This is a genomic window from Mycobacterium sp. (assembly GCF_019247635.1).
In the GTDB taxonomy this organism is placed as follows: Bacteria; Actinomycetota; Actinomycetes; order Mycobacteriales; family Mycobacteriaceae; genus Mycobacterium.
The window spans coordinates 1-20,170 of the sequence record NZ_JAFBAR010000036.1 but is presented as its reverse complement, the minus strand read 5'-3'; the positions used below and the strand labels follow the sequence as shown (position 1 = coordinate 20,170).

Annotated in this window: 15 protein-coding genes; 9 read left to right on the top strand and 6 right to left on the bottom strand. The window is 66.4% G+C overall.

Features of this window, described 5'->3' with window-relative positions:
• Window positions 1-161 precede the first annotated feature (161 nt).
• Genes JO236_RS05755 through JO236_RS05745 form a run of 3 tightly spaced genes read right to left on the bottom strand, consistent with a single transcriptional unit; the run spans window position 162 to window position 4,220 of the window.
• Window positions 162-629, bottom strand: a complete 468-nt coding sequence (locus JO236_RS05755) for a gluconokinase (protein WP_293325964.1) — start codon at window positions 627-629, stop codon at window positions 162-164.
• A 49-nt stretch (window positions 630-678) separates the two neighbouring features.
• Entirely contained in the window at window positions 679-2,697 is a 2,019-nt protein-coding gene (locus JO236_RS05750; protein WP_293325950.1) for a phosphotransferase, read from the bottom strand.
• Between the two features lie 5 nt (window positions 2,698-2,702).
• Window positions 2,703-4,220 (bottom strand): carboxylesterase/lipase family protein, encoded by a 1,518-nt coding sequence (locus JO236_RS05745; protein ID WP_293325947.1) that lies wholly within the window; start codon window positions 4,218-4,220, stop codon window positions 2,703-2,705.
• Window positions 4,221-4,298: 78 nt separating this feature from the next.
• Between JO236_RS05745 and JO236_RS05740 the strand changes: the two genes are divergently transcribed.
• Complete coding sequence (locus JO236_RS05740; protein ID WP_293325944.1) at window positions 4,299-4,991, top strand: hypothetical protein; 693 nt, start codon at window positions 4,299-4,301, stop codon at window positions 4,989-4,991.
• A 91-nt stretch (window positions 4,992-5,082) separates the two neighbouring features.
• Here the strand turns inward: JO236_RS05740 and JO236_RS05735 are convergent, their stop codons facing one another.
• Window positions 5,083-6,306 carry a cytochrome P450 gene (locus JO236_RS05735; RefSeq protein WP_293325941.1) on the bottom strand — a complete coding sequence of 408 codons (1,224 nt, stop codon included), beginning with the start codon at window positions 6,304-6,306 and terminating at the stop codon, window positions 5,083-5,085.
• A 92-nt stretch (window positions 6,307-6,398) separates the two neighbouring features.
• Between JO236_RS05735 and JO236_RS05730 the strand changes: the two genes are divergently transcribed.
• The 8 genes from JO236_RS05730 (at window position 6,399) to JO236_RS05695 (ending at window position 12,617) form a co-directional block, all read left to right on the top strand.
• The gene (locus tag JO236_RS05730) at window positions 6,399-7,028 is read left to right on the top strand and encodes a TetR/AcrR family transcriptional regulator (protein WP_293325939.1); all 630 of its coding nucleotides are present in this window, start codon (window positions 6,399-6,401) and stop codon (window positions 7,026-7,028) included.
• A 206-nt stretch (window positions 7,029-7,234) separates the two neighbouring features.
• Window positions 7,235-7,834, top strand: a complete 600-nt coding sequence (locus JO236_RS05725) for a TetR/AcrR family transcriptional regulator (protein ID WP_293325961.1) — start codon at window positions 7,235-7,237, stop codon at window positions 7,832-7,834.
• A 141-nt stretch (window positions 7,835-7,975) separates the two neighbouring features.
• Window positions 7,976-8,719, top strand: coding sequence for a hypothetical protein (locus JO236_RS05720; RefSeq protein WP_416362163.1), 744 nt, complete (start codon window positions 7,976-7,978; stop codon window positions 8,717-8,719).
• A 216-nt stretch (window positions 8,720-8,935) separates the two neighbouring features.
• Entirely contained in the window at window positions 8,936-10,474 is a 1,539-nt protein-coding gene (locus JO236_RS05715; RefSeq protein WP_293325937.1) for a nitric oxide reductase activation protein NorD, read from the top strand.
• A 19-nt stretch (window positions 10,475-10,493) separates the two neighbouring features.
• Window positions 10,494-11,297 (top strand): CbbQ/NirQ/NorQ/GpvN family protein, encoded by an 804-nt coding sequence (locus tag JO236_RS05710; protein ID WP_293325956.1) that lies wholly within the window; start codon window positions 10,494-10,496, stop codon window positions 11,295-11,297.
• 16 nt (window positions 11,298-11,313) lie between these two features.
• Window positions 11,314-11,442 carry a hypothetical protein gene (locus tag JO236_RS05705; RefSeq protein ID WP_293325935.1) on the top strand — a complete coding sequence of 43 codons (129 nt, stop codon included), beginning with the start codon at window positions 11,314-11,316 and terminating at the stop codon, window positions 11,440-11,442.
• An 8-nt stretch (window positions 11,443-11,450) separates the two neighbouring features.
• Window positions 11,451-12,164: a hypothetical protein gene (locus JO236_RS05700; protein ID WP_293325953.1), complete on the top strand. Its 714-nt coding sequence runs from the start codon at window positions 11,451-11,453 to the stop codon at window positions 12,162-12,164.
• A gap of 21 nt (window positions 12,165-12,185) precedes the next feature.
• A complete protein-coding gene (locus JO236_RS05695; RefSeq protein ID WP_293325932.1) occupies window positions 12,186-12,617 on the top strand; it encodes a hypothetical protein in 432 nt (143 codons plus the stop codon).
• Window positions 12,618-12,652: 35 nt separating this feature from the next.
• Here the strand turns inward: JO236_RS05695 and JO236_RS05690 are convergent, their stop codons facing one another.
• Both JO236_RS05690 and JO236_RS05685 read right to left on the bottom strand, forming a co-directional pair.
• Window positions 12,653-15,274 (bottom strand): sugar epimerase family protein, encoded by a 2,622-nt coding sequence (locus JO236_RS05690; protein WP_293325929.1) that lies wholly within the window; start codon window positions 15,272-15,274, stop codon window positions 12,653-12,655.
• An 11-nt stretch (window positions 15,275-15,285) separates the two neighbouring features.
• On the bottom strand, window positions 15,286-20,170 hold a 4,885-nt coding region (locus JO236_RS05685; RefSeq protein WP_293325927.1), incomplete at its 5' end, for a type I polyketide synthase.

The following is a 20,170-nucleotide window of genomic DNA, read 5'->3' as shown; positions in this document are numbered from 1 at the left end:
CTGGCGAAGAAGGCGCGCAAGCGTGGCGAGAAACTCGCCAGCACCGCCCGCGAGCGCGGTGCGGAATTCGCCGACGTGGCGGCGGCACGCGGCGGGGAGCTGGCGGAAGCCGCGCGCGAACGCGTCGCGGAGGCCGGCGGGAAGCCCAAGCGCCGCTGGCGTTAACGACTTCTGGCGAGAAAGGCGTCGACGATGGCCGCAACGTCCTGATCGACGTCGACGCTGACCCCGGATTCGTTGTCACCCAACGGTTCCAGGGTGTCCAATTGCGACGCCAACAGCGCGGCCGGCATGAAGTGCCCGGACCTGCCGCCCAGTCGGCGAGCGATCACCTCCGGTGAGCCGCGCAGGTGCAGGAACTCGACCCGTGGGCAATGCGCACGCAATTGGTCCCGGTATGCGCGTTTGAGGGCCGAACAACTCACCACGCCGCCGTCACGATGACCGGCCAGCCACTCCCCGACCCGTTCCAGCCACGGGTAGCGGTCGTCGTCGCTGAGTGGTTGGCCCGCAGCCATTTTCGCGAGGTTGCCGGGCGGATGCAGGGCGTCGGCATCCAGGAACGGCACCCGCAGCCGTCGCGCGAGTGCTGCGCCCACCGTCGACTTGCCCGAACCGGTGACACCCATCACGACGGTGGGTGTCCTCGAGGTCCTCAAGGCGTGCTCAACGGTGCCATCAGGACTGTAGTAGCTGGTTGCGATTCCATTCCACCCAACCGACACCGCCGCGGCCATCGGTGGTGCTGACGGTGACCCAGGCGCGAGGGAATTGGCTCATCCGGCCGTCGACGGCAACGAGGGGCACCGGCGCGTTTCCACGCACGTCGAGGGTGGCGGTGAGGTCGCCGGGCTGCAGGTTGATCGTTGAGTTGAGCGGTAACCCGTTGTCGCCGAACACTTCCTGACTGCTCACCGTGTTCAGTTCGGTGAGGTTGCCGTCGCCGTCCTGCGCGTAGCCGATGCTGAAGCCGGGGACACCGGGGATCCGGATGTTCACACCGTGCAGGTGCGTGCCGTCGTCGAGGTGCAGCGCACTCCAGATCCAGTCCATGCTCCACCAGTCGCGAACACCCCAGGAGTGGTCGCGTTGACCGGGAACCGCGTCGAACCGGTAGCTGGTGTCGTTCACGGTGACCGAACCCGATACGGTACAAGGGATTTCGTACCGCGTAGTCAGGCGGTACCGGTATGGCGTGCCGTCGGTGGTCCACGTCAGGTCCATCGCCATCCGGACCGGTGTGCCGGGTTCGCCCCGCAGCAGAGCAGCGGGGTCCGAGTACGCCTGGCCTCGCGCGTGCAGGTCGACGCGGTAGGTCTGCAGCGGGACGTTGGCCGAGTGGGCGAACTCGATGTCGTCGGTGCGCACCGCCCAGGGATCGGCGGGTAACGGGATTTCGACGTCCAGCACCGCCACGGTGGGCACCTCGGGTCCGCACAGCAGCGCGTGGAACCAGGCGGTCGGCTGATTCGGGATCAAGCCGAGACGTAACCAGCCACCCAAACCCTGTGCCGGATCGGCGAAGTCGGCGTACCAGCTCTCGCTCCACAGCGGTTCCTCGGTGGCCGTATGCGCGCGTTCATCCTCGGTAACGGGCTTCAGCGGTTCCGGCTGCCTTGACCCGGGTCCAGGGACGGGCAACGTCGCCAAAGCGTCGGTGTCCAGCACGTGCTCGCAGTGCCGGTGCAGCATCGTCAAAAACATCCGGTCGCCCCGCTCGGTGCGTTCCACCAGCATCGACGAGACGATCGCCATCATCACACCGAAGAAGCTTTGCCGCCGCACCCCTTCGGTGACATCGGCGAGCGTGACCGGGGCCGTGGGGCCCAGCGCGTCGTGGTAGGCCCGCAGCAGCGTGTCGTACTGTGCGCGACGGTCTTCGACCGCAAGGGCGCACCCCAGAAAGTACGCCAGGTCGGTCATCGCGGGGCCCCAGGAGACGGTCTGCCAATCGACCACGGTCAGCGGCCGGTCGGCTCCCGCGGTGCCGAACAACATGTTGTCCAAGCGGTAGTCACCGTGTATCAGGCCTTTCAACTGGCCGGCCTCGGCGGCCAGATAGCCGTCGAACGAATCCACCAGGCGTTGGCACACCCCGCGGTGCGGGGCTGCTATCTGGTCGCCGTATCGGTCGATGAAGCCGGCGTACAACACGCCGATCATGGCCTGGTTCAGCGGCGCCTCACGATTGAGCCACGGCGCTTCGGCCAGCGCCGCGTCACCCAGCAGCGGACCGTGCAGCCGTCCCAGCTCGAGCACCGCGAGCCTCGCTTGTTCGGTTGTGGCGCCGGCGATTTCGTCGCCAACTACGGCCGGACCGGCGTCGCCGAGGAGCAGGTCGAAGACCCCGGTCGTGGTGTCCACGGCGGCGTGGTAGCAGGATGCTATGGGTCCGCCGAGGCGCGGCGCGATGTCTCGGTAGAAGCGGACCTCGCGCTCGTAGAGGCCCAGCGCCGACCCGGTCTGCCGGCTCACCGGATCGGTCGCCGCGACCTTGAGCACCACCGATTGCGGCCCCTCGGCCGCGCCGGCGGCCGAGTCGGCATAGCTCAGGTCGACGCGATAGCACTCGCTCATCTGGCCGGTGCCGATCCGCTCGACGGTGAAACCGGCGATGCCCGCATGCAATGTCGTGGCCAGCCACGAGGCCGTCAGATCGCTCGGTCGCTCAATTCCCTGCTGAGTGTCGGAGTCCATGGGGTTTAGCGTGCCAGGGAGAAGCCGTCCCAGGCCATCCGGCGGTCCGGATGCGGATCGAACTCGATCCGGCACTTGCGGTCGAAGACCATGACGGCGCGGTCCGCGCGGGTGTAGGCCGGCCAGTCAGCACCCGGAATGCCGGTGCGGCTGAATGCTCGCCAGCGTCGTTGCACCTCGTCGCTCACCCGCAGCGCGGGGCGTCGATCGGCCGCGGCGGTCAGCAAGGCGCCGAACCTGGTGCGGTAGATGTCGAAGACGGCGAACAACTCGGTTGCGTGGGTGGCTCCGAAACCCGACCATCGCAACGCGCGCGGCGCGTAGTCGTAGCGATACAGATAGGTGGGCGCATGGACGCCGTGTGCCTCGGCGATCTGCCAAGCCGCCGAACTGAAGGCGAAGTCGCCGCCGAGCTGGATGCAGGCCGACGACGCCGGGTAACCGGGATAGGCCGCGGTAATCCGTTCGCGGGCATCGGGTTCCGCGTCGGCCAGCAGTTCCTCGACCATCGACGCGTTGGTCGGCAGCATCGCCAGGAAACGGGTGAACAATCGCCCCTCGTCGGCGTTGGTTCCCACGATCAGCGGCACCCGATGCGCCTGACCGCACCGCATCGCCTCGACGGGGTCCATCGGCAGCATGTCGTCACCGACTACCGGACCGATCGGGAAGGCGCCCAACCGTTTCTGCATCCCCTGCTCGATCAGGCGGTGTTGGATCTCCACAATTTCAGCTGCCCGAGCCTGCATCAGCGCAGTCGCGGCGTCCCGGTTACGGGCACCCAGCAGGTTTGCAAAACGACTCGCGAATTCGGTGGCGACCTCTTTCGACCGCACCAGACCCGACGCGGGACTCTCCGAAATCGCCCGGGCGAACAGACCTTCGGCGGCAGGCACCGCCAACAACGAGGCGGTGATGCACGCACCCGCGCTCTCGCCGAAGATGGTTACGTTGGCCGGGTCACCGCCGAATTCGGCGATGTTGTCGTGGACCCACTGCAGCGCCAGCACCAGGTCGCGCAGGTACAGATTGCTATCGATGGTGATCTCGGGCGTCGACAGCGACGAGAGGTCCAGACATCCCAGCGCGCCCAGCCGGTAGTTGACCGACACGTACACGCAGCCGCGCCGCGCCAGGGCGGCACCGTCGTACAGCGGTGTCGCCGAGCTGCCCAGGAAGTAGCCGCCGCCATGAATGAAGACCATCACCGGCAGCGGTTCGGCGGCGGCGGTTTCGGGTGTGACGACGTTGAGGGTCAGGCAGTCCTCGCTCATGGGCTGGTATCTGCCGCCGAAGCCCGAGACGCCGAGCATGGTGTAACGGCGTAGCTGAGGTGCGCAATTGGCGAAGCCGTGGCAGTGCCGCACGCCCGACCAGGGCTGGGCGGGTTGCGGCGCGTGGAATCTCAGCGGTCCCACCGGGGGCCGGGCATACGGGATGGATCGCCACCGGTTCACGCCGTCGCGGGTGAAACCTTCGACGATCCCGGCAGCGGTGCGTACCCGGACGGTGCGGTCGTGCATCATCCGACGGTATCCGACTCGACCCGCATACGGCGCGCTCAGCGCCTAAATTGGGCGCGTGGCGGTTAGCCTGACGGGATGCGGATCGCCGCGTTGGTCGCCCTCACGTTGCTGGTTGCGGGGTGCACACACCCGGTCAACGGCGGCTCGCCGCAGACCCAGACCTCCACGCCGGCGACCTCGGGAACTTCGGCGGTGTCACCGACCAGCCCGTCCGGGAGCAAACCGCCGGCGGCGTCGACGCCGCCGGGCAGCGGTGCGCCGATCTCCGACGTCATCGCCTGGATCGAGGCAGGTCACGCCGCCGATCCGGGCCGATATCACAGCGCCACGCGCGAGGGCGTCACCACCCAACTCGGCGCGGACATCGCGTTCGCCGCGCCAGGGGGCAAGCCCAACTGCATGACCGACGTCAAGCACACCGGCAGCGCTCTGGCCTGCCTGGTCGATCTCACCAATCCACCGGCCCGGCCCGAGACAGCGTACGGCGAATGGAAAGCCGGCTGGGTCGATTTCGACGGCGTTCACCTGCAGGTCGGGTCGGCGCGTGCGGATCCCGGACCGTTCGTCAACGGCAACGGCCCCGACCTGGCCAACGGGGACACCCTGTCGTTCGACGAGTACCGGTGCCGCGCGGACCAAGCGGGGTTGTTCTGCGTGAACTACGCCCACCAGTCCGCGGCCAAGTTCAGCGCCACCGGCATCGAGCCGTACGGCTGCCTGCAGTCGGTGCCGCCGCCGGACGGCGTCGGCACGGCCTTCAGCTGCTAAGCCCCACGCCGCTTACCGCCGAGCGTGCGTGTCTGTACGGTGACACGCCGCTAGGGCTGGCATTTTGCGCACGCTCGCGGAGGGGACATCGTCACCAGCTGACCGGAAGTTCTTTCATGCCATAGATGTTGGCGTGTTTGAAGCTCAATTCCTCGCGTGCTACCGCCAGTTGCAGTCCGGGGAGGCGGCGAGCCAGGGTGGCGAACGCAACCTGCATTTCGACGCGGGCCAGGTTCGCTCCGATGCACTGGTGCACCCCGTAACCGAAACCCAAATGCCCATGGGTGTTTCGGCCAGCATCGAAGGCTTCGGGTTGGTCGACGAAGTCGGGGTCCCAGTTCCCGGCGGGCAAATTCATCATGACGAACTCCCCGGCGCGGATCAGTTGGCCGCCAATGGTGAGATCCTCGGTCGCCACCCGATCGACCTGGCTGTGCACGATGCTGAGGTAGCGCATCAGCTCTTCGACGACATTCGCGATGACGATGGGTTCGCAGGTTTGGCCGAGCCGCTTGAACACATCGGGATGTTCCAGCAGCGCAACCGTTCCCAGCGAGATCATGTTCGCGGTGGTTTCGTGGCCGGCCTGCATCATGATCACGCAGTTCATTGCCGTGGTGGCGTGGTCGAGTTGGCCCGTCGCCACGTAATCGGTGACGAGATGGCTGATCAGGTCGTCGCCGGGTTCGCGTTCTTTACGCTGCACCAATTCCTCGATGTAGGCATACATCGCCCCAAAGGCCTGGCCCTTCTCTTGATCGGTGGACCTCTGGTCCAAGCCCACGGTGGTGTGGTACTGGAAGAGTCCGAGGTCTTCGGGCGGCACCCCCAGCAGCAGTGCGATCACCAATGACGGCACCGGTAAGGCGAATTCGCGTACCAAGTCGGCGGGGGGCCCGCCGTCGATCATCTGCCCAAGGTAGTGGTCGACCACTTCCTGAATTTGCGGTCGCGTCGATTCGCAGCGCCGGAAGGTGAAATTGCCGGTCATCATGCGCCGCAGCCGATGATGTTCGGGATCGTCGGTCCGCGCGAACATCACTGGGACCTGGTTGTCGGCGTCCTTCGGCATGATGGCGTCCGGAATGGTTTTGGCGGACAGGCGGGGATCAACCAGCGCGGCTCTGATGTCCCGGTAACGGCTGACCACCCAGATCGGGTTGCCCTGGAACATCGCCCGTCGCAGGCCGGGTTGTTCGCGCCAATCCACGAACTCGTGCGGCGGCGCAAGCGGGCAGTGCGCGGCCCGCGGGATGGGCAGCACGGGCGGATCAGCATCAGAGCGGGATTCGGGAGTCTCGAAAGATATTGACATGACCAGCGTTTCCGATTAAGTGTCAGTTGCCTGCCAGTTGTAGAGCGTAGAGCGAGGCATTGTGGCAGTCAACTGTCAGTTAAGCTGTCACAATGACCGCGGTGGAGGACCGCCCGTTGCGTGCCGATGCGGCACGTAACGTCGAGCGCATCCTGCGCGCCACGCGCGATGTCTATGGCGAGTTGGGGCCCGATGCCCCGGTCGAGGCCGTCGCGCGCCGCGCCAAAGTCGGCGAGCGAACGCTCTACCGCAGGTTTCCGACAAAAGGCGATCTGGTCCGGGCCGCCCTGGATCAAACCATCGCCGAGGATCTCACGCCGGCCATCGAGCAGGCTCGCCGCAACGATGACCCGCTTCTCGGTGTCACCCATTTGATTGAAACCGCGATATCGCTGGGGGCCCGCGAACACAACCTGCTGATCGCAGCGCAACGGGCCGGCACGCTCACGTCCGACATCTCGGTTTCACTCGACGAGGCGCTCGAGGAACTCGCCCGCGAAGGTCAACGAGCCGGCCGGATTCGCGCGGACCTGGTCGCCGATGACTTGCCTCGACTGATCGTGATGCTCTATAGCGTGTTGTCCACGATGGATGCCGACAGCGCCGGCTGGCGACGCTACGTCGCCCTCATCGTCGACGCGATATCGACGAACGAACGGCAGCCGTTGCCCCCGGCCGCCGCCCTCCATTACGCGTCCGAGCCGAATAGCTGGCCGCTGTAAGCGATTAGGGGATGGTTGGCCAGCGTCGGCTTTGAAACCAGAAGCACGCTGCTTGACTATAGTCACCCAAATGTTGCGCTCTCGGACTGACGGGTGCAGAGCCGGGCGCAGGATCCCAAGTATGCATGCACTTCTGGCGTGGACACGCCATACTGGTTCAGTTAGTCCGCGAGCTCCTTGATGAGTCAGGTCAGCGTGAGGAAGAAATGGCGGTAACGGACGGGCTGTCGGCGCGTGCGGCAAAGCGCCTGCAGACCAGGGAACGATTAATGGGCGCCGCGATCGCGGAATTCGCCAGAACCGGGATCGCCGAGGCCGACGTCAGCACCATTGTGGCTGCCGCGGGCGTCGCCCACGGAACCTTCTTCTTCCACTTTCCGACCAAGGAGCATGTCCTGCTCGAGCTGGAGCGCCGCGAAGAGGACCGCATAGCCAAGCAGTTCGCGCAATTCCTGAAGCACAAGCACGATCTCAGCTCCGCCTTGCACGAGGCCGTCCGTCTGGTGGTTGGGTTGGAGCGTCGACTCGGCTATCTACTCTTCAATGACTTTCTCGCGCTGCACTTTTCCCAAACCCGGCCGCAAACCGAAGACGGCCGCGATCATCCCTTGGTCGTCTTGGTTGCCCAGGAGATCGCGCTGGCCCAAGAGCGCGGCGAGACTGACCCACAAGTCAATCCCATGAACAGCGCGGTGTTCTTCCTGCTGGGTCTTTACGCCCTCCTGGTCACCACCAACCACTGGCCGACCGGCCAGGATCTGGTCGACGACTACGTGGGGCGGACGTTACGCAGCATGCGACCCTGACTCAACCTGTGATTAGCTGACTTTCGTCAGTAAGGTTACCCACAAGATGGCGAACACCAATTTGGGCGGTGCACTTACGGCGGCCGTCGGTCGGCGCTATGCTGACTACAGTCAGCAACAGGCCCGATGCGGGAGGATTGTGTGGACCTGCCCAGGCTGCAGCGCACCGCTGGCGGCGCCGGTGCACCCGACGGGGTCAGCGGTTCGAACCAACCGGGGCTGACCTTCGACGAGCACCTGGAACGATCGAGGCTTACGCAGCGCCAGGCCGACCGGTGGCTGATCTCGGGCAGTCTTCTCATCGGCACCGCCGCACTGGGCATCTTCGGGCTGCCGCTGTTCCTCTGGGGGGTACGGTTGCTGCGCCGGGCACAACGGGTCGGCCTCTCGGTCCGGCCGATGCTGGTCACTTTGCTCGGCTATCTGGTCATCATCGACGCCGCCATCAACACCGTGGGCTGGGCGCTTGACCTGGTGGCAAACCACACCCTGCTGGCCCGAGTGCTGCTCAACGGCTGGGGCAACATGTTCGACGCGGGCTACTTCTGGCACTACAACGAACTGTGGGTCGGCGGCGCGGCGGGACCGGGCGAAAAGGGCTGGGAAGTGGGTCTCATCCTGACCGTCTTCACGATGCGCATCGCCGCCGCCATAGGTTTCCTGCAGATGAAACGCTGGGGCCAGCAGTGGATGGTCATCACCTGCTGGATGGGCGTGGTGATCTGGATCGGCTATGTATTCAACATGACCATGTTCGCCGACGTACGCTTCGCCGGCGTCGTGTTGCCTGTCGTCGGCTGGTGGCTCTATGACATCTTCTACATCACCCCCTTCCTCGCAATCCCCTACTTGCACACCGTCAATCGCGAACTCTTCACCGACTGAGCGACACGATGACCATCAGCACCGAATTCACCGACCAATTGCCTGTCAACGCATCTCGGAGGAGGTCAGATTGTGGGTTATTTATGGGAGATCCTGCGCTATGTCGCCGCTTGGGGTGGCACCGGCCTGATCATCTGGTTCTGGTATTGGCTCTTCTCCAACATCGGCACGTTTTGAGCGATGCGCGGGGCCACGAGGACGTGTGGGAGCCGGCCCATGGCTAGGCAGCCGGATGCGCAGGCCATGGCCCTCGAACGAAGTTGCGGCGTGACGGCGGTTGCGCTCAGTGAGCAACGCCGCGACGGCGTTCGGCTCGTCACGGGTGACCGGCGCGCCTTCGGTCTGAGCGGGGAGCTCACGTTCGTACACGTCCCCTACCCCGCGCCGTGCGATTGGTTGCGCAGAACCCTGACATGCGGTGTGGCCCTGCAGTGCTCGCCCTCAAAAGAGCACATCACCGAATATCGGCTGAACGAGCTGTCCGCTCGTGAGCTGCGCGCGCTGAGGCTGGTCGAAGCTGGCGTGGCGATCGGCTGGATAGCGTCGCGGTGGCCGGGGCTGCTACCTGAGGTAAGACGGCGCCTACCGGACGTCCCAATCGAAGCCGGCGACATGGCGGCTCCCGAAATGCTCAAGCGCGCAATTGCGTTGGCAGTCACCAAGCGGTCACTGACCCTTCATCCACTGCTGGGCACCTTGCCACTGGCCTACACGAAGCCGCAGGGACTGCCGGACAGGTTTCGGCGCACCTTTGGCAGGATGCCTTGGACCACAACGCAAAAGCGTATCCCCCGGCCGTACTCCGTCCCCGCCGGCGGTGACGGGGGGGTCCGGAACTCCAACCTGCCGCCACCGAGCCGCCCACAAGACAGCGATGACTACTTCACTCCCGAACACCGACCCGGCATCCCCTATCCCGAATGGAACATGTGGACAAAGCAATTCATGCGCGACCACGTTGCCATTGTGGAGCTTGAGCAGCGCGCCGACGCTCAGCGCCTTCGCCGCCCGGTACCGGTGACGGTCGATGTGCGCAAGTGGTTCGAAGAGCACACCCATCGTGCGATGACAAACCGGCTCGAGGACGGCTCGGACCTCGACGTCGACCAGTACGTGCGCCACTACATCGATCTGACGACCGGCGAGGCCATGGAGCCGAGGATGTTCCGTGACTTGCTGCCCCATAGCCGCGACGTCACGACGGCCCTACTTCTCGATGGCAGTTCGTCGCTCGGGGTGCACGGCGGGAGAATCTTTCGGCTGGAGTTGGCTTGTGCCGACGCGCTTTCCCGCGCCATGACGCTTGCGCGCGAGCGTCATGGCGTCTTTGTCTTCACCGGCAACACCCGTCACCGGGTCGAAGTCCACTGCCTGAAGGACTTTGCAGACCGGCGTTTCGTGCCGCCCAGCGGCCTAGGGCTGGCCACCCGCGGATACACGAGACTCGGTGCGCCGCTACGCCATTTGACGAGCCGACTCCTGGCGCAGGCCTCCGAGCGGCGGCTCCTGATCACCATCGGTGACGGCCTGATCTCGGATGAAGGTTACGAGGGCCGTTACGCCTGGGCGGATGCCGCGCACGCGGTCGAGGAGGCCAACGACGCGGGCGTCTCGATGTATTACGTCGGCGTTGGGCCTGCCCGGGTCGATCCTCTTCCGGAGGTGTTCGGGCCTCGGCGCTCGCAACGGATCCGGCACGTGGAGGAGCTTCCCCGAGTGCTGGCCCATGTCCATCGTGAACTGGTCGCCGCGTAACTGCCCCTCCGAGGAAGAGATGACGACGGATACCTATTTCGCAAATGGCAACGAGGTCCAGCTCTTCGAGCAGGCCTCCCGCCAACGCATGCCCGTGATGCTCACCGGGCCGACCGGGTGTGGCAAAACACGGTTCGTCGAACACATGGGACTGCTGTTGCGGCGGCCCGTGGTCACCATCAGCTGCCACGACGATCTCACCAGCTCCGACCTGGTCGGCCGGTTCATGGTGACCGGCGGCGACGTGATCTGGACCGACGGCCCGCTGACCCGGGCCGTTAAAGCCGGCGCGATCTGTTACCTCGATGAAGTCGTCGAAGCCCGCCACGATTCGTTGGCCATCCTGCATTCGCTCACCGATCACCGCCGATCGCTCTACTTGGACCGGGCCGGCGAGGTCGTGAAAGCGCCGGACACATTCATGCTGGTGTGCTCCTACAACCCGGCGTATCGCAGTTCGCTCAAGGAGCTCAAACCGTCGTTCCGCCAGCGGTTCGTCACGCTCGGCATGACGTATCTGCCACCCGATCGCGAGGCCGAAGTGATCGTCGCGGAAGCCGGGGTACCGACGGCCACGGCCCGCCGGCTCGTCGGGTGCGCGGTGGCGATCCGCACCGCGGACCAAGCCTTTCATTTCGAGCCACCGTCGACGCGGGTGTTGGTCAGTGCCGCGCAGTTGATTGCCGCCGGCGCAACCGAATTGGAGGCGGCCGATGCTTGCATACTCGCGCCGCTAAGCACTGACGGAGCGATCACCGATGGTCTCCGTGAAGTCGCGGCGGCCAGCCTGGCAACCACCAACACGTCAAGCGCGCTCAGCTAAGAAGGAGTCGATTGAGATGGATCTCAAAGAACGGAAGCGAAAGAGGGCACTCATCGTCTTCCAAATCTTCATCTATGGCTACCTGCTGGTGATGTTCGGAATCCAGCTGTACATGTCGTTCGCGCGCGGGTGGTGGGATTTGTGAACCGGCCCATGCTTAACCGCAATTCGCAAGGCGCCCCAGCCAACCCCGACGGGTCGGTCCGCCTTGCGGATCACGACGACGAATCCCGCGAAGCGCAGCGCCGTGCCGACAAGTGGATGATCGTCGGCGCCGCCTTGATGGGCATGTGGGCCCCCGGTCTGATCGGCTTTCCGGTATTCATGCGGGGCGTGTGGTTACAGCGCCAAGCCCTGCGCGCCGGCTTGTCCGTCCGGCCGATGATCGTGACCCTGATCGGTTACCTGGTCCTGATCGACGGAATGCTCAACAGCCTAGGCTGGGCCCTGGACCTGGTGGCCAACCACACGTTGATCAACCGTGTGCTGATGGTCGGGTGGGGAAACATGTTCGATGCCGGCTATTTCTGGCACTACAACGAGCTTTGGGTTGGCGGCGCGGCGGGGCCGGGCGAGAAGGCCTACGTGGCGGGTTTGATTCTCACCGTGTTCTCCATGCGGGTGGCCGCGGCCATTGGGTTTTTGCAGATGAAGCGCTGGGGTCAGCAGTGGCTGGTGATCACCTGCTGGATGGGCGTGGTCATCTGGTCCGCCTATGTGTTCAACATGACCATGTTCGCCGACGTGCGATACGCCGGTGTCGTGTTTCCGGTCATCGGCTGGTGGCTCTACGACATCTTTTACATCACGCCCTTCCTTGCCATCCCCTATCTGCACACCGTCAATCGCGAAATCTTTACCGACTAAGCAGGTTTAAGGAGCATTGCCATGACCGCGACGCCACCGGCCGAGGAGAAGGGTCTGGCTTCAGAACTGGAGCCCGGAACCACCCCGTACTACGCGCGAATGCATAAATGGATCAAGCGGGCCGTCCTGGTGTGCCTGGTGGCACTGGTGATCGAGGGTGCGTTCACCTTGCCCTTCATGGCGGTCTACTACGGGTACCCCACGCTGAGTCTCACTGAAATCTGCAGCGAGCTGCTGAAGATCAGGTATTCCAACGACACCTTGGAGTGCAAGTACCCGTACCCGCCGCTGGGACCGCCGGAGGGCGCCGAAGGGAAAACGACCGCCCAGGACGTGTGGGGCATCCAGCCGATACCGAAGTACCACCGGCTCGGGTTCCGCGAACTCGTCAAGATTCACAACGAAAGGCTCGCTCGTCAGGCGGCCCAACAGCACGTGGCGCCGCACCCCTGACCGGGCCGTACCGGGTCGTTCAATGGACGGCGCGGCTAGGACACGTTCGGGTTGGCGTCGCCCGCCGGTAACGACGGGTCCTGTTCGGGGGCCGGTTCAAGCACCTGAATCTCGCCCGTCGTCCCGTCGACCTCGACGAGCGATCCCGGCGGCAACAACCGGGTGGCCCCCGCGACATCGACCACGCACGGAAAACCGAACTCGCGAGCCACCACGGCGGCGTGCGACATCGGGCCGCCGAGTTCGGTCACCACGGCCGCGGCGTAGCAGAAGGCCGCGGTGTAACCGACATCGGTGACCTCGGCGACCAGAATCTCGCCGGGCTGCAGGTCGTCGATCGTCTCCGGTCGCACGATGCGCACCCGGCCGCGAACGCGGCCACCGCACACTCCAACGCCACGCAGCGTGTCGCCACCGCGAAGCGCGGAGGTCGCCACGCTGACCGGCTCCCAGCTTCCGCTGAACACCGCGGGCGGAACGACGGCAACCAGCCTGCGCTGTTCGGACCGGCGCCGCGCCACCAGACCCGCGACGTCCGTCGGGAGCGCATCGAGTTCATCGACGAGCAGGTAAAAGATGTCGTCGGCGGAGGTCACGACGCCGGAGTCGCTCAGCCGGCGCCCGTATTCACGCAGCAGGCCGCGCAGCACCCAGATGGCACGCACCATTTTGTCGCGACGCACTTCCCGGTCACGCAGCTGGCGTGCGGAGAGCAGGGCAACGGGCTTGGCGCGCAACGGAATTGCCGGGTAGGATGGCTGGGTGGCGGGCGGCCCGTTCAACGCTTTGGCGACCATTCGTACCAGCAACTCGGGGTCATCGGCGTAGCTGGTCGACAGCATCTCGACCTCCGCGGGGCCACGGTGACCGATGAGCGCAAGTTCTGCCGACACCGCGGCATGGAACTCCGGCGCGTCGACGGCAAGCTTGTCCAGGCGCTCCCCCGGTTCGGCCAGCAGCCGCAGCACGTTCGGATCGCGTTGTGCCGCTAGCACCAACCGTTGCACCGCCTCGACCGAGCGCGCGCTGACCAGGTCCGGGCCCGCCGGCGTCGAGGTGTCCCGTCCGCACAAGCCACGCAGCAACACGTTGAACGCGGCACACAGCATGAACGACCCGGCGCCGGCCAATACCCAGCCGTGCACCACGTGGTCGCGCGCCAACGAGATCAGGCTGAGCAACCGGCGATCATCCAGTTCGGCGAAGTCGCTGCCGGCCATACGTTCCAGGCGATCGACGTCGGCCAGAAAGTCGCGGGTGTCGAGAGGCGAGGCCGCGCTCAGCCCCAGCAGGTTGACGCCGAACACACCGATGTTGCGGACGGTCCGCAATTGCCGTCGGGCGCGGCCGGATTGCGACGGCGGGCGCTGCTCGCCGAACACCGGCAGCGAGGCCATGCTCGGGCCGAAATACCCGCTGTTGCGGACGATGGCCGACGGCTTGGCGAACGGTACGGTTTCGGCCATGAAGTGCGCCGACGTGATCGCCCCGTAGAGCCGGTGCGCGAACACGGCGACGGTCCGCCGGGCGATTTCCCGTTGCACCATCCCGCCGGGGCGCAGCCGCTCCGCGATGGCCACCCCCGCGGCACGCAGGCCGCGCACGGTCACCGAGGCCGACGACGGCGAGAACGGGCCGGGCAGCGCCTCGGATAAGTTGGTGGCCAGGAAGGTCGGGAAACGCGGATCGATCGGGGTGTCGAACTCTCCGTTAACTCCTTGCGGGCCAGCAGGTATGGGGACCAGTCCGTCTTCGGCCGGCGCGTCGACGGCGGGTAGGTCCTGGATCGTGGCCAGCCGCCACGGCAACGAGACCACCCGCTTACCCACTGCGACTCGACCGCGCACGGCCAGGGTGAAGTCTTCCAGACACTCGTCGGCAGTCCACGCGAGTCGCAATCCCCACTCGTCGCGCAGCCGCGAGGTATCCAGCGGTGGCGCGTTGTGCAGCGATTCCAGTTCGGTGACGGTGCGTGACCGCAGTACGGACAGCGCGGGGAGGACGGGCCGCCCGAGCGCTTCGGCGATCTGGCGCAGCGTCAATCTACCTGCGGCTGCGAGGTCGACGGGGCCACTTTCGATTCCGGCGTCCAGGATGGCTCGGGTGAAGAGCCGCAGCGCGTCGTCGGTATGGACCACTTGTAGCGGGCGGTCCGCCGATCGGGCGGGAAACGCCGGCAGCGCCAGTATCCGACGCACCCAGTTGTCCACGCCGCGACCCATATTGAGCGCGGCGCGGATCGCGATCCAGTGCGCACCGGAGTTCGCGAGCATCTCCTCGACACGAGCCTTGTGTAGCCCTTCGGTGGTCGTCGGGTCATAGGCGTAGGCCGAGGATGCGAAAACGATTCGCCTGGAACCGGTTTCGGCCAGAGCGTCCAAGACGTTGGCCGTGCCCTCGATGTTGACCTGGTGGCTGATCTGGTCGTCGGGGCCGGGAGAGCGCGCCCACGCACAATGCACGACGACCTCCGCGCCGGCGACGGCGTGCCGGACCGCGGCCGCATCGCGAATATCCGATGCCACGAAATCGGCCGCGCTCGGCAAGCTTTCAGGCCGGTGCCGGGCGATACCTATAACCTCGTGGCCCTGGCTGAGCAGCCGGGCGGTCAGGCCGCGGCCGAGCACTCCGCCGGCGCCGGTGACCGCGATCCTCACTGGCTCAGCGCCTATTCGTCATCGTTCATGAACGCCGCGTTGAGCAGGTCGTCGAGGTCCATTTCCGCGATGTCTTTCCCGCCGCTCGGCGATACCGCCTCATGACCGGCGCGCTGCTCGCTGTTGTCCTCCTGGGCCAGCGTGAGCAACAGGTCCAACACCCCGGCCTGCCGAAGGCGCTTGACCGGAATGGAGGCGACCACGCGTTGCAGTTCGGCTTCCCCGGGCGCCGCCGCTTGCGTTTCCTGCCCGGAGATTCCGACCAGTTCCGCGTGGAAGTAGCCGGCCAGCGCGGCGGAGTTGGGATAGTCGAAAATCAGCGTCGGTGACAACGCCAGACCGGTGGCCGCTTTGAGCCGGTTGCGCATTTCGACAGCGGTCAGCGAGTCGAAGCCCAACTCCTGGAACGCCCGGTCCGGGTCGATGGCCTCCGGCGTGGTGTTGCCGAGTACCGTGGCGATGTGTCCGCGCACCAGATCCAGCAGAACCTCATGCTGCTCGTCCACCGTGAGACCCTCAAGACGTTGCAGCAGAGCCGATTTCGACTTTGCCGCCGCGAGTGAGTCGTCCACCTGGCGCCGGGCCGGGGCGTTGATCAAGTCGACGAACATCGGGGGCAGCGTCCCGCCGTCGAACTTGACGCGCAGGGCTTTGAGGTCGATACGGGCCGGGACCATGAACGGCTCGTCGACAATCATTGCGGTGTCGAGCAATCCGAGTGCTTCCTCCGACGACATCGCCACGATGCCGTCCCGGGCGAAGCGCGCGAAATCGGCCGTGGCCAGTCCGCCGGTCATCGCGCTGGCCTGATCCCACAGCCCCCACCCCAGCGAGATCGCCGGCAACCCGTGCGCGCGCCGGTGGGCGGCCAGCGCGTCCAGGAAGGAGTTCGCCGCCGCGTAGTTGGCCTGGCCCGAAGAACCTACCAACCCGGCCATCGACGAGAACATGACGAACGCCGACACCTCCAGATCCTGGGTCAGCTCATGCAGGTTCCACGCCGCGTCCACCTTGGCACGCAGCACGGCGTCCATCCGCTCCGAGGTCAGCGACGTCACCACCGCGTCGTCGAGCACGCCCGCGACATGAATCACCGCCGAAAGCGGATGGCGCACCGGGATATCGGCGATCACCTTGGCCAGCGCCGCGCGATCCGCCGCGTCACAGGCCACCACCTGTGCCTGCGCGCCGGCGGCGCCCAATTCGGCCACCAGCTCCGCGGCGCCCGGCGCATCCGGACCGCGCCGAGAAAGCAACACCACGTTGCGCGCTCCGTGGCGCTGCACCAGATGCCGTGCCGCGGCCGAGCCCACCATGCCGGTCCCGCCGGTGATCAACACGGTGCCCGATGCCCACGCATCGGGAAGGGTCATCACGACCTTGCCGACGTGGCGCGCCTGGCTCAGATACCGCAGGGCCGCCGGCGCGCGACGGATGTCAAACGTCGTCACCGGCAACGGCCGCAGCACGTCTTGATCGAACAACGCGGCCAGCTCGGTGAGGATCTGCCGGATCCGGTCAGGTCCGGCCTCGAAGAGGTCGAAGGCACGGTAACGTACGCCCGGGTGTTGCCCGGCGACTATGCCGTCATCGCGGATGTCGGTCTTGCCCATCTCCAGGAACACACCGCCCGGGGCGACCAAACGCAGTGAGGCATCGACGAATTCGCCGGCCAGCGAGTCCAGCACCACATCCATCCCACGGCCGCCGCTGATTACCCGGAACTTCTCCTCGAACTCCAAGCTCCGCGAATCCGCGATGTGGTCATCGTCAAAACCCATGGCCCGCAAGGTGTCCCACTTGCCCTTGCTGGCGGTAGCGAACACCTCGAGGCCCCAGTGCCGGGCCAGCTGCACGGCCGCCATGCCCACCCCGCCGGCGGCGGCGTGCACCAGCACCCGCTGACCGGGCCGCATGTTGGCCAGATCGGTCAGCGCGTAGTAGGCCGTGGCGAAGACGACCGACGCGGTGGCCGCCGCCGTGGGTGACCATCCGGCAGGCACCTTGACCAGCAGTCGCGCATCGGTGGTGGCGACCGTTCCAGTGCCCTCGGGGAACAGTCCCATGACTCGGTCGCCAACCGTGAAACGCTCATCGTCCGTTTCGGCGCTTTCCAGGGCAACACCAACGGCCTCGATGCCCATGACCGCATCCTCGGGATACAGACCCAGCGCGATCATCACGTCGCGGAAGTTCGCGGCGATCGCCGACAACGCGACCCGAACCTGCCCCGACGCCAGCGGCGAGTCGGCGTCGGGGACGGGCTCCAGCCGCAGGTTCTCGAAGGTGCCCGCGCTGCTGATGCCCAACCGCCACGGTCCATCGGTCGGTGGCACCAGCACGCCACCGACCGCGCGGCTGCCATGCACCCGCGCGGTGTACAGCGTTCCACCGCGCAGCAACACCTGCGGTTCGCCGGCTGCCAGAACCGCGGCGACAGCCGTATCATCAAGCGGCACATCGGAATCCACTAAGACGACCCGGCCGGGCTGCTCGGTCTGCGCCGAGCGCACCAACCCCCACACCGCGGCACCGGCCAGATCGGTGACGTCCTCGCCCGGCAGCGCCATCGCGCCGCGGGTCAGCACGACCAGTGTCCCGGCCCGGTCGCGGGCCAGCCAAGCCTGCAACACCTCCAGCGCCGCGCCGGTGGCCGCGTACACGCCGGCCAACGCATGGCCGACCTGGCGCGCCGATTCGAACACCACGGCCGCGGGTTCGTTTTCGCCGGCGTCCAGTTGCGCCGTGCGCCAGTGCTCTACCGTCACGGGCTCCGCGACCGGCGCCGGCTGGGCCGACCACACCACCTCGAACAGCCGGTCCGGGCCCGATCCCGACACCGCCGCCAGCAGCTGCTGGTCGGTCACCGGTCGGGCCACCATAGAGGCGATCGACAGCACGGGCAGGCCCAACGTGTCGGCCAGCTCAATCGACATGGCTTTCGAGACAGCCTTCGAGCTAGAGGCGGTATCCGCCGGTACGATCCGAGCGCGCACCGCCGCTGCCCCCGCCGCGTGCAACGAGACGCCCTGCCACGAGAACGGCACCAGCACGGCACCTTTGGCGAGTTCGGCGCTATCGGAGCTCAACACGACCGCGTGCAGCGCCGCATCCAGCAACACCGGATGGACCCCGAATCCGGTCACCGATACTCCGGTGTCAGCCGGCAACGCCACCTCCGCGAACACCTCGTCACCGCGACGCCACATTGCGGTCAGTCCCCGGAACGCGGGCCCGTACCCGTAGCCGCGTTCAGCCAACCGGTCGTAGCCGTCGGCAACCTCCACGGGCACCGCGCCCGGCGGCGGCCAGGCCGACAAATCCGCGACGGGTTGCACCGACCCGGCGCCGAGCATGCCCTCGGCGTGCACAACCCAGTCCGAACCATCGGCGGAACGCGAATACACCGACACGGCACGGTTATTCGATTCGTCCGGACCGTCGACGACCACCTGGACCGTGACCGAGCCGGACCCCGGCAGGACTAGCGGCGCCGCCAACGTCAACTCGTCGACCACCGAGCAACCCACTTCGTCACCGGCCCGGACCGCCAACTCCACAAACCCGGCGCCAGGAAATATCGTCACACCGCCGACGGCATGATCGGCCAACCATCCCTGCGTGCTGGGCGAAAGCCGACCCGTCAACACCACGCCACCCGAGGCGGGCAGCTCCACCACGGCGCCCAGCAGCGCGTGTTCGCTGTCCTGCAGGCCCAGGCCGGCGATCCCGGCCCGGTTCGCGGCCGAGCCGCCATCGGCAAGCCAGAACCGCCGTCGTTCGAACGGGTATGTCGGCAACTCCACGAAGTTGGCCGCTCCCGAGACGGCACGCCAGTCCACGCTCGCGCCGGCTACGTAGGCCCGCGCGACCGCGTTCACCAGCGTCTCGGGCTCCGAACGGTCCTTGCGTAGCGTGGACATCGTGATCGGCGCCGCGTCTTCCAGCGACTCTTCGATCGCCGCGGTGAGGCCGGCGGGGCCGACTTCCAGGAAGCGGGTCGCGCCGGATGACTGTGCGACGCGGACACTGTCGGCGAAACGCACGGCTTCGCGGACGTGGCGCTTCCAGTAGGCCGCAGAAGCGAAGTCGTCCCCGGCCAGTTGCCCAGTCACGTTCGAAATGATCGGGATAGCGGGCTGGCCGATCGCGAGTCCGGCGGCGACCGTGCCGAATTCGTCGATCATTGGGTCCATCAGCGGAGAGTGGAAGGCGTGCGAGACCGCCAGTCGATGCACGCGACGGCCATCGGTGCGGAAACGATCGGCCAGCGCGACCACAGCGGTCTCGGCGCCCGAAATAACCACGGCGGCAGGACCGTTCACCGCGGCGATGTCGACCTCAGGGTCAAGTAAGGGCCGCACTTCTTCTTCGCTGGCCTGCAACGCGATCATCGCCCCGCCGCCAGGCAGGGCCTGCATGAACCGACCGCGGGCGGCGACCAGCACCGCGGCGTTCTCCAGCGACAGGACCCCGGCGACGTGCGCCGCGGAGAGCTCGCCGACCGAGTGACCCAGCACGAAATCGGGTCGCACGCCCCAGGATTGCAGCAGCCTGAACAGTGCCACCTCCACCGCGAACAGGGCGGGTTGCGCGAATTCGGTGGTGTTCAAGACGCTTTCATCGTCACCCCACATCACTTGGCGCAGTGGCCGCAGCAGATGGCGGTCCAATTCGCTCACGACGGCGTCGAACGCCTCGGCGAATACCGGGTATGCGGCGTGCAATTCCCTTCCCATGCCCAGCGATTGGGAGCCTTGGCCGGGGAAAACGAAGACGGTCTTGCCTGCCGGCACCGCCGCGCCCCGGACGGCCGATAAAACCTCATCGGTGGCCAACTCGTCCAGGCCGGCGAGCAATCGGTCGCGATCACCACCAACTACGACCGCCCGATGC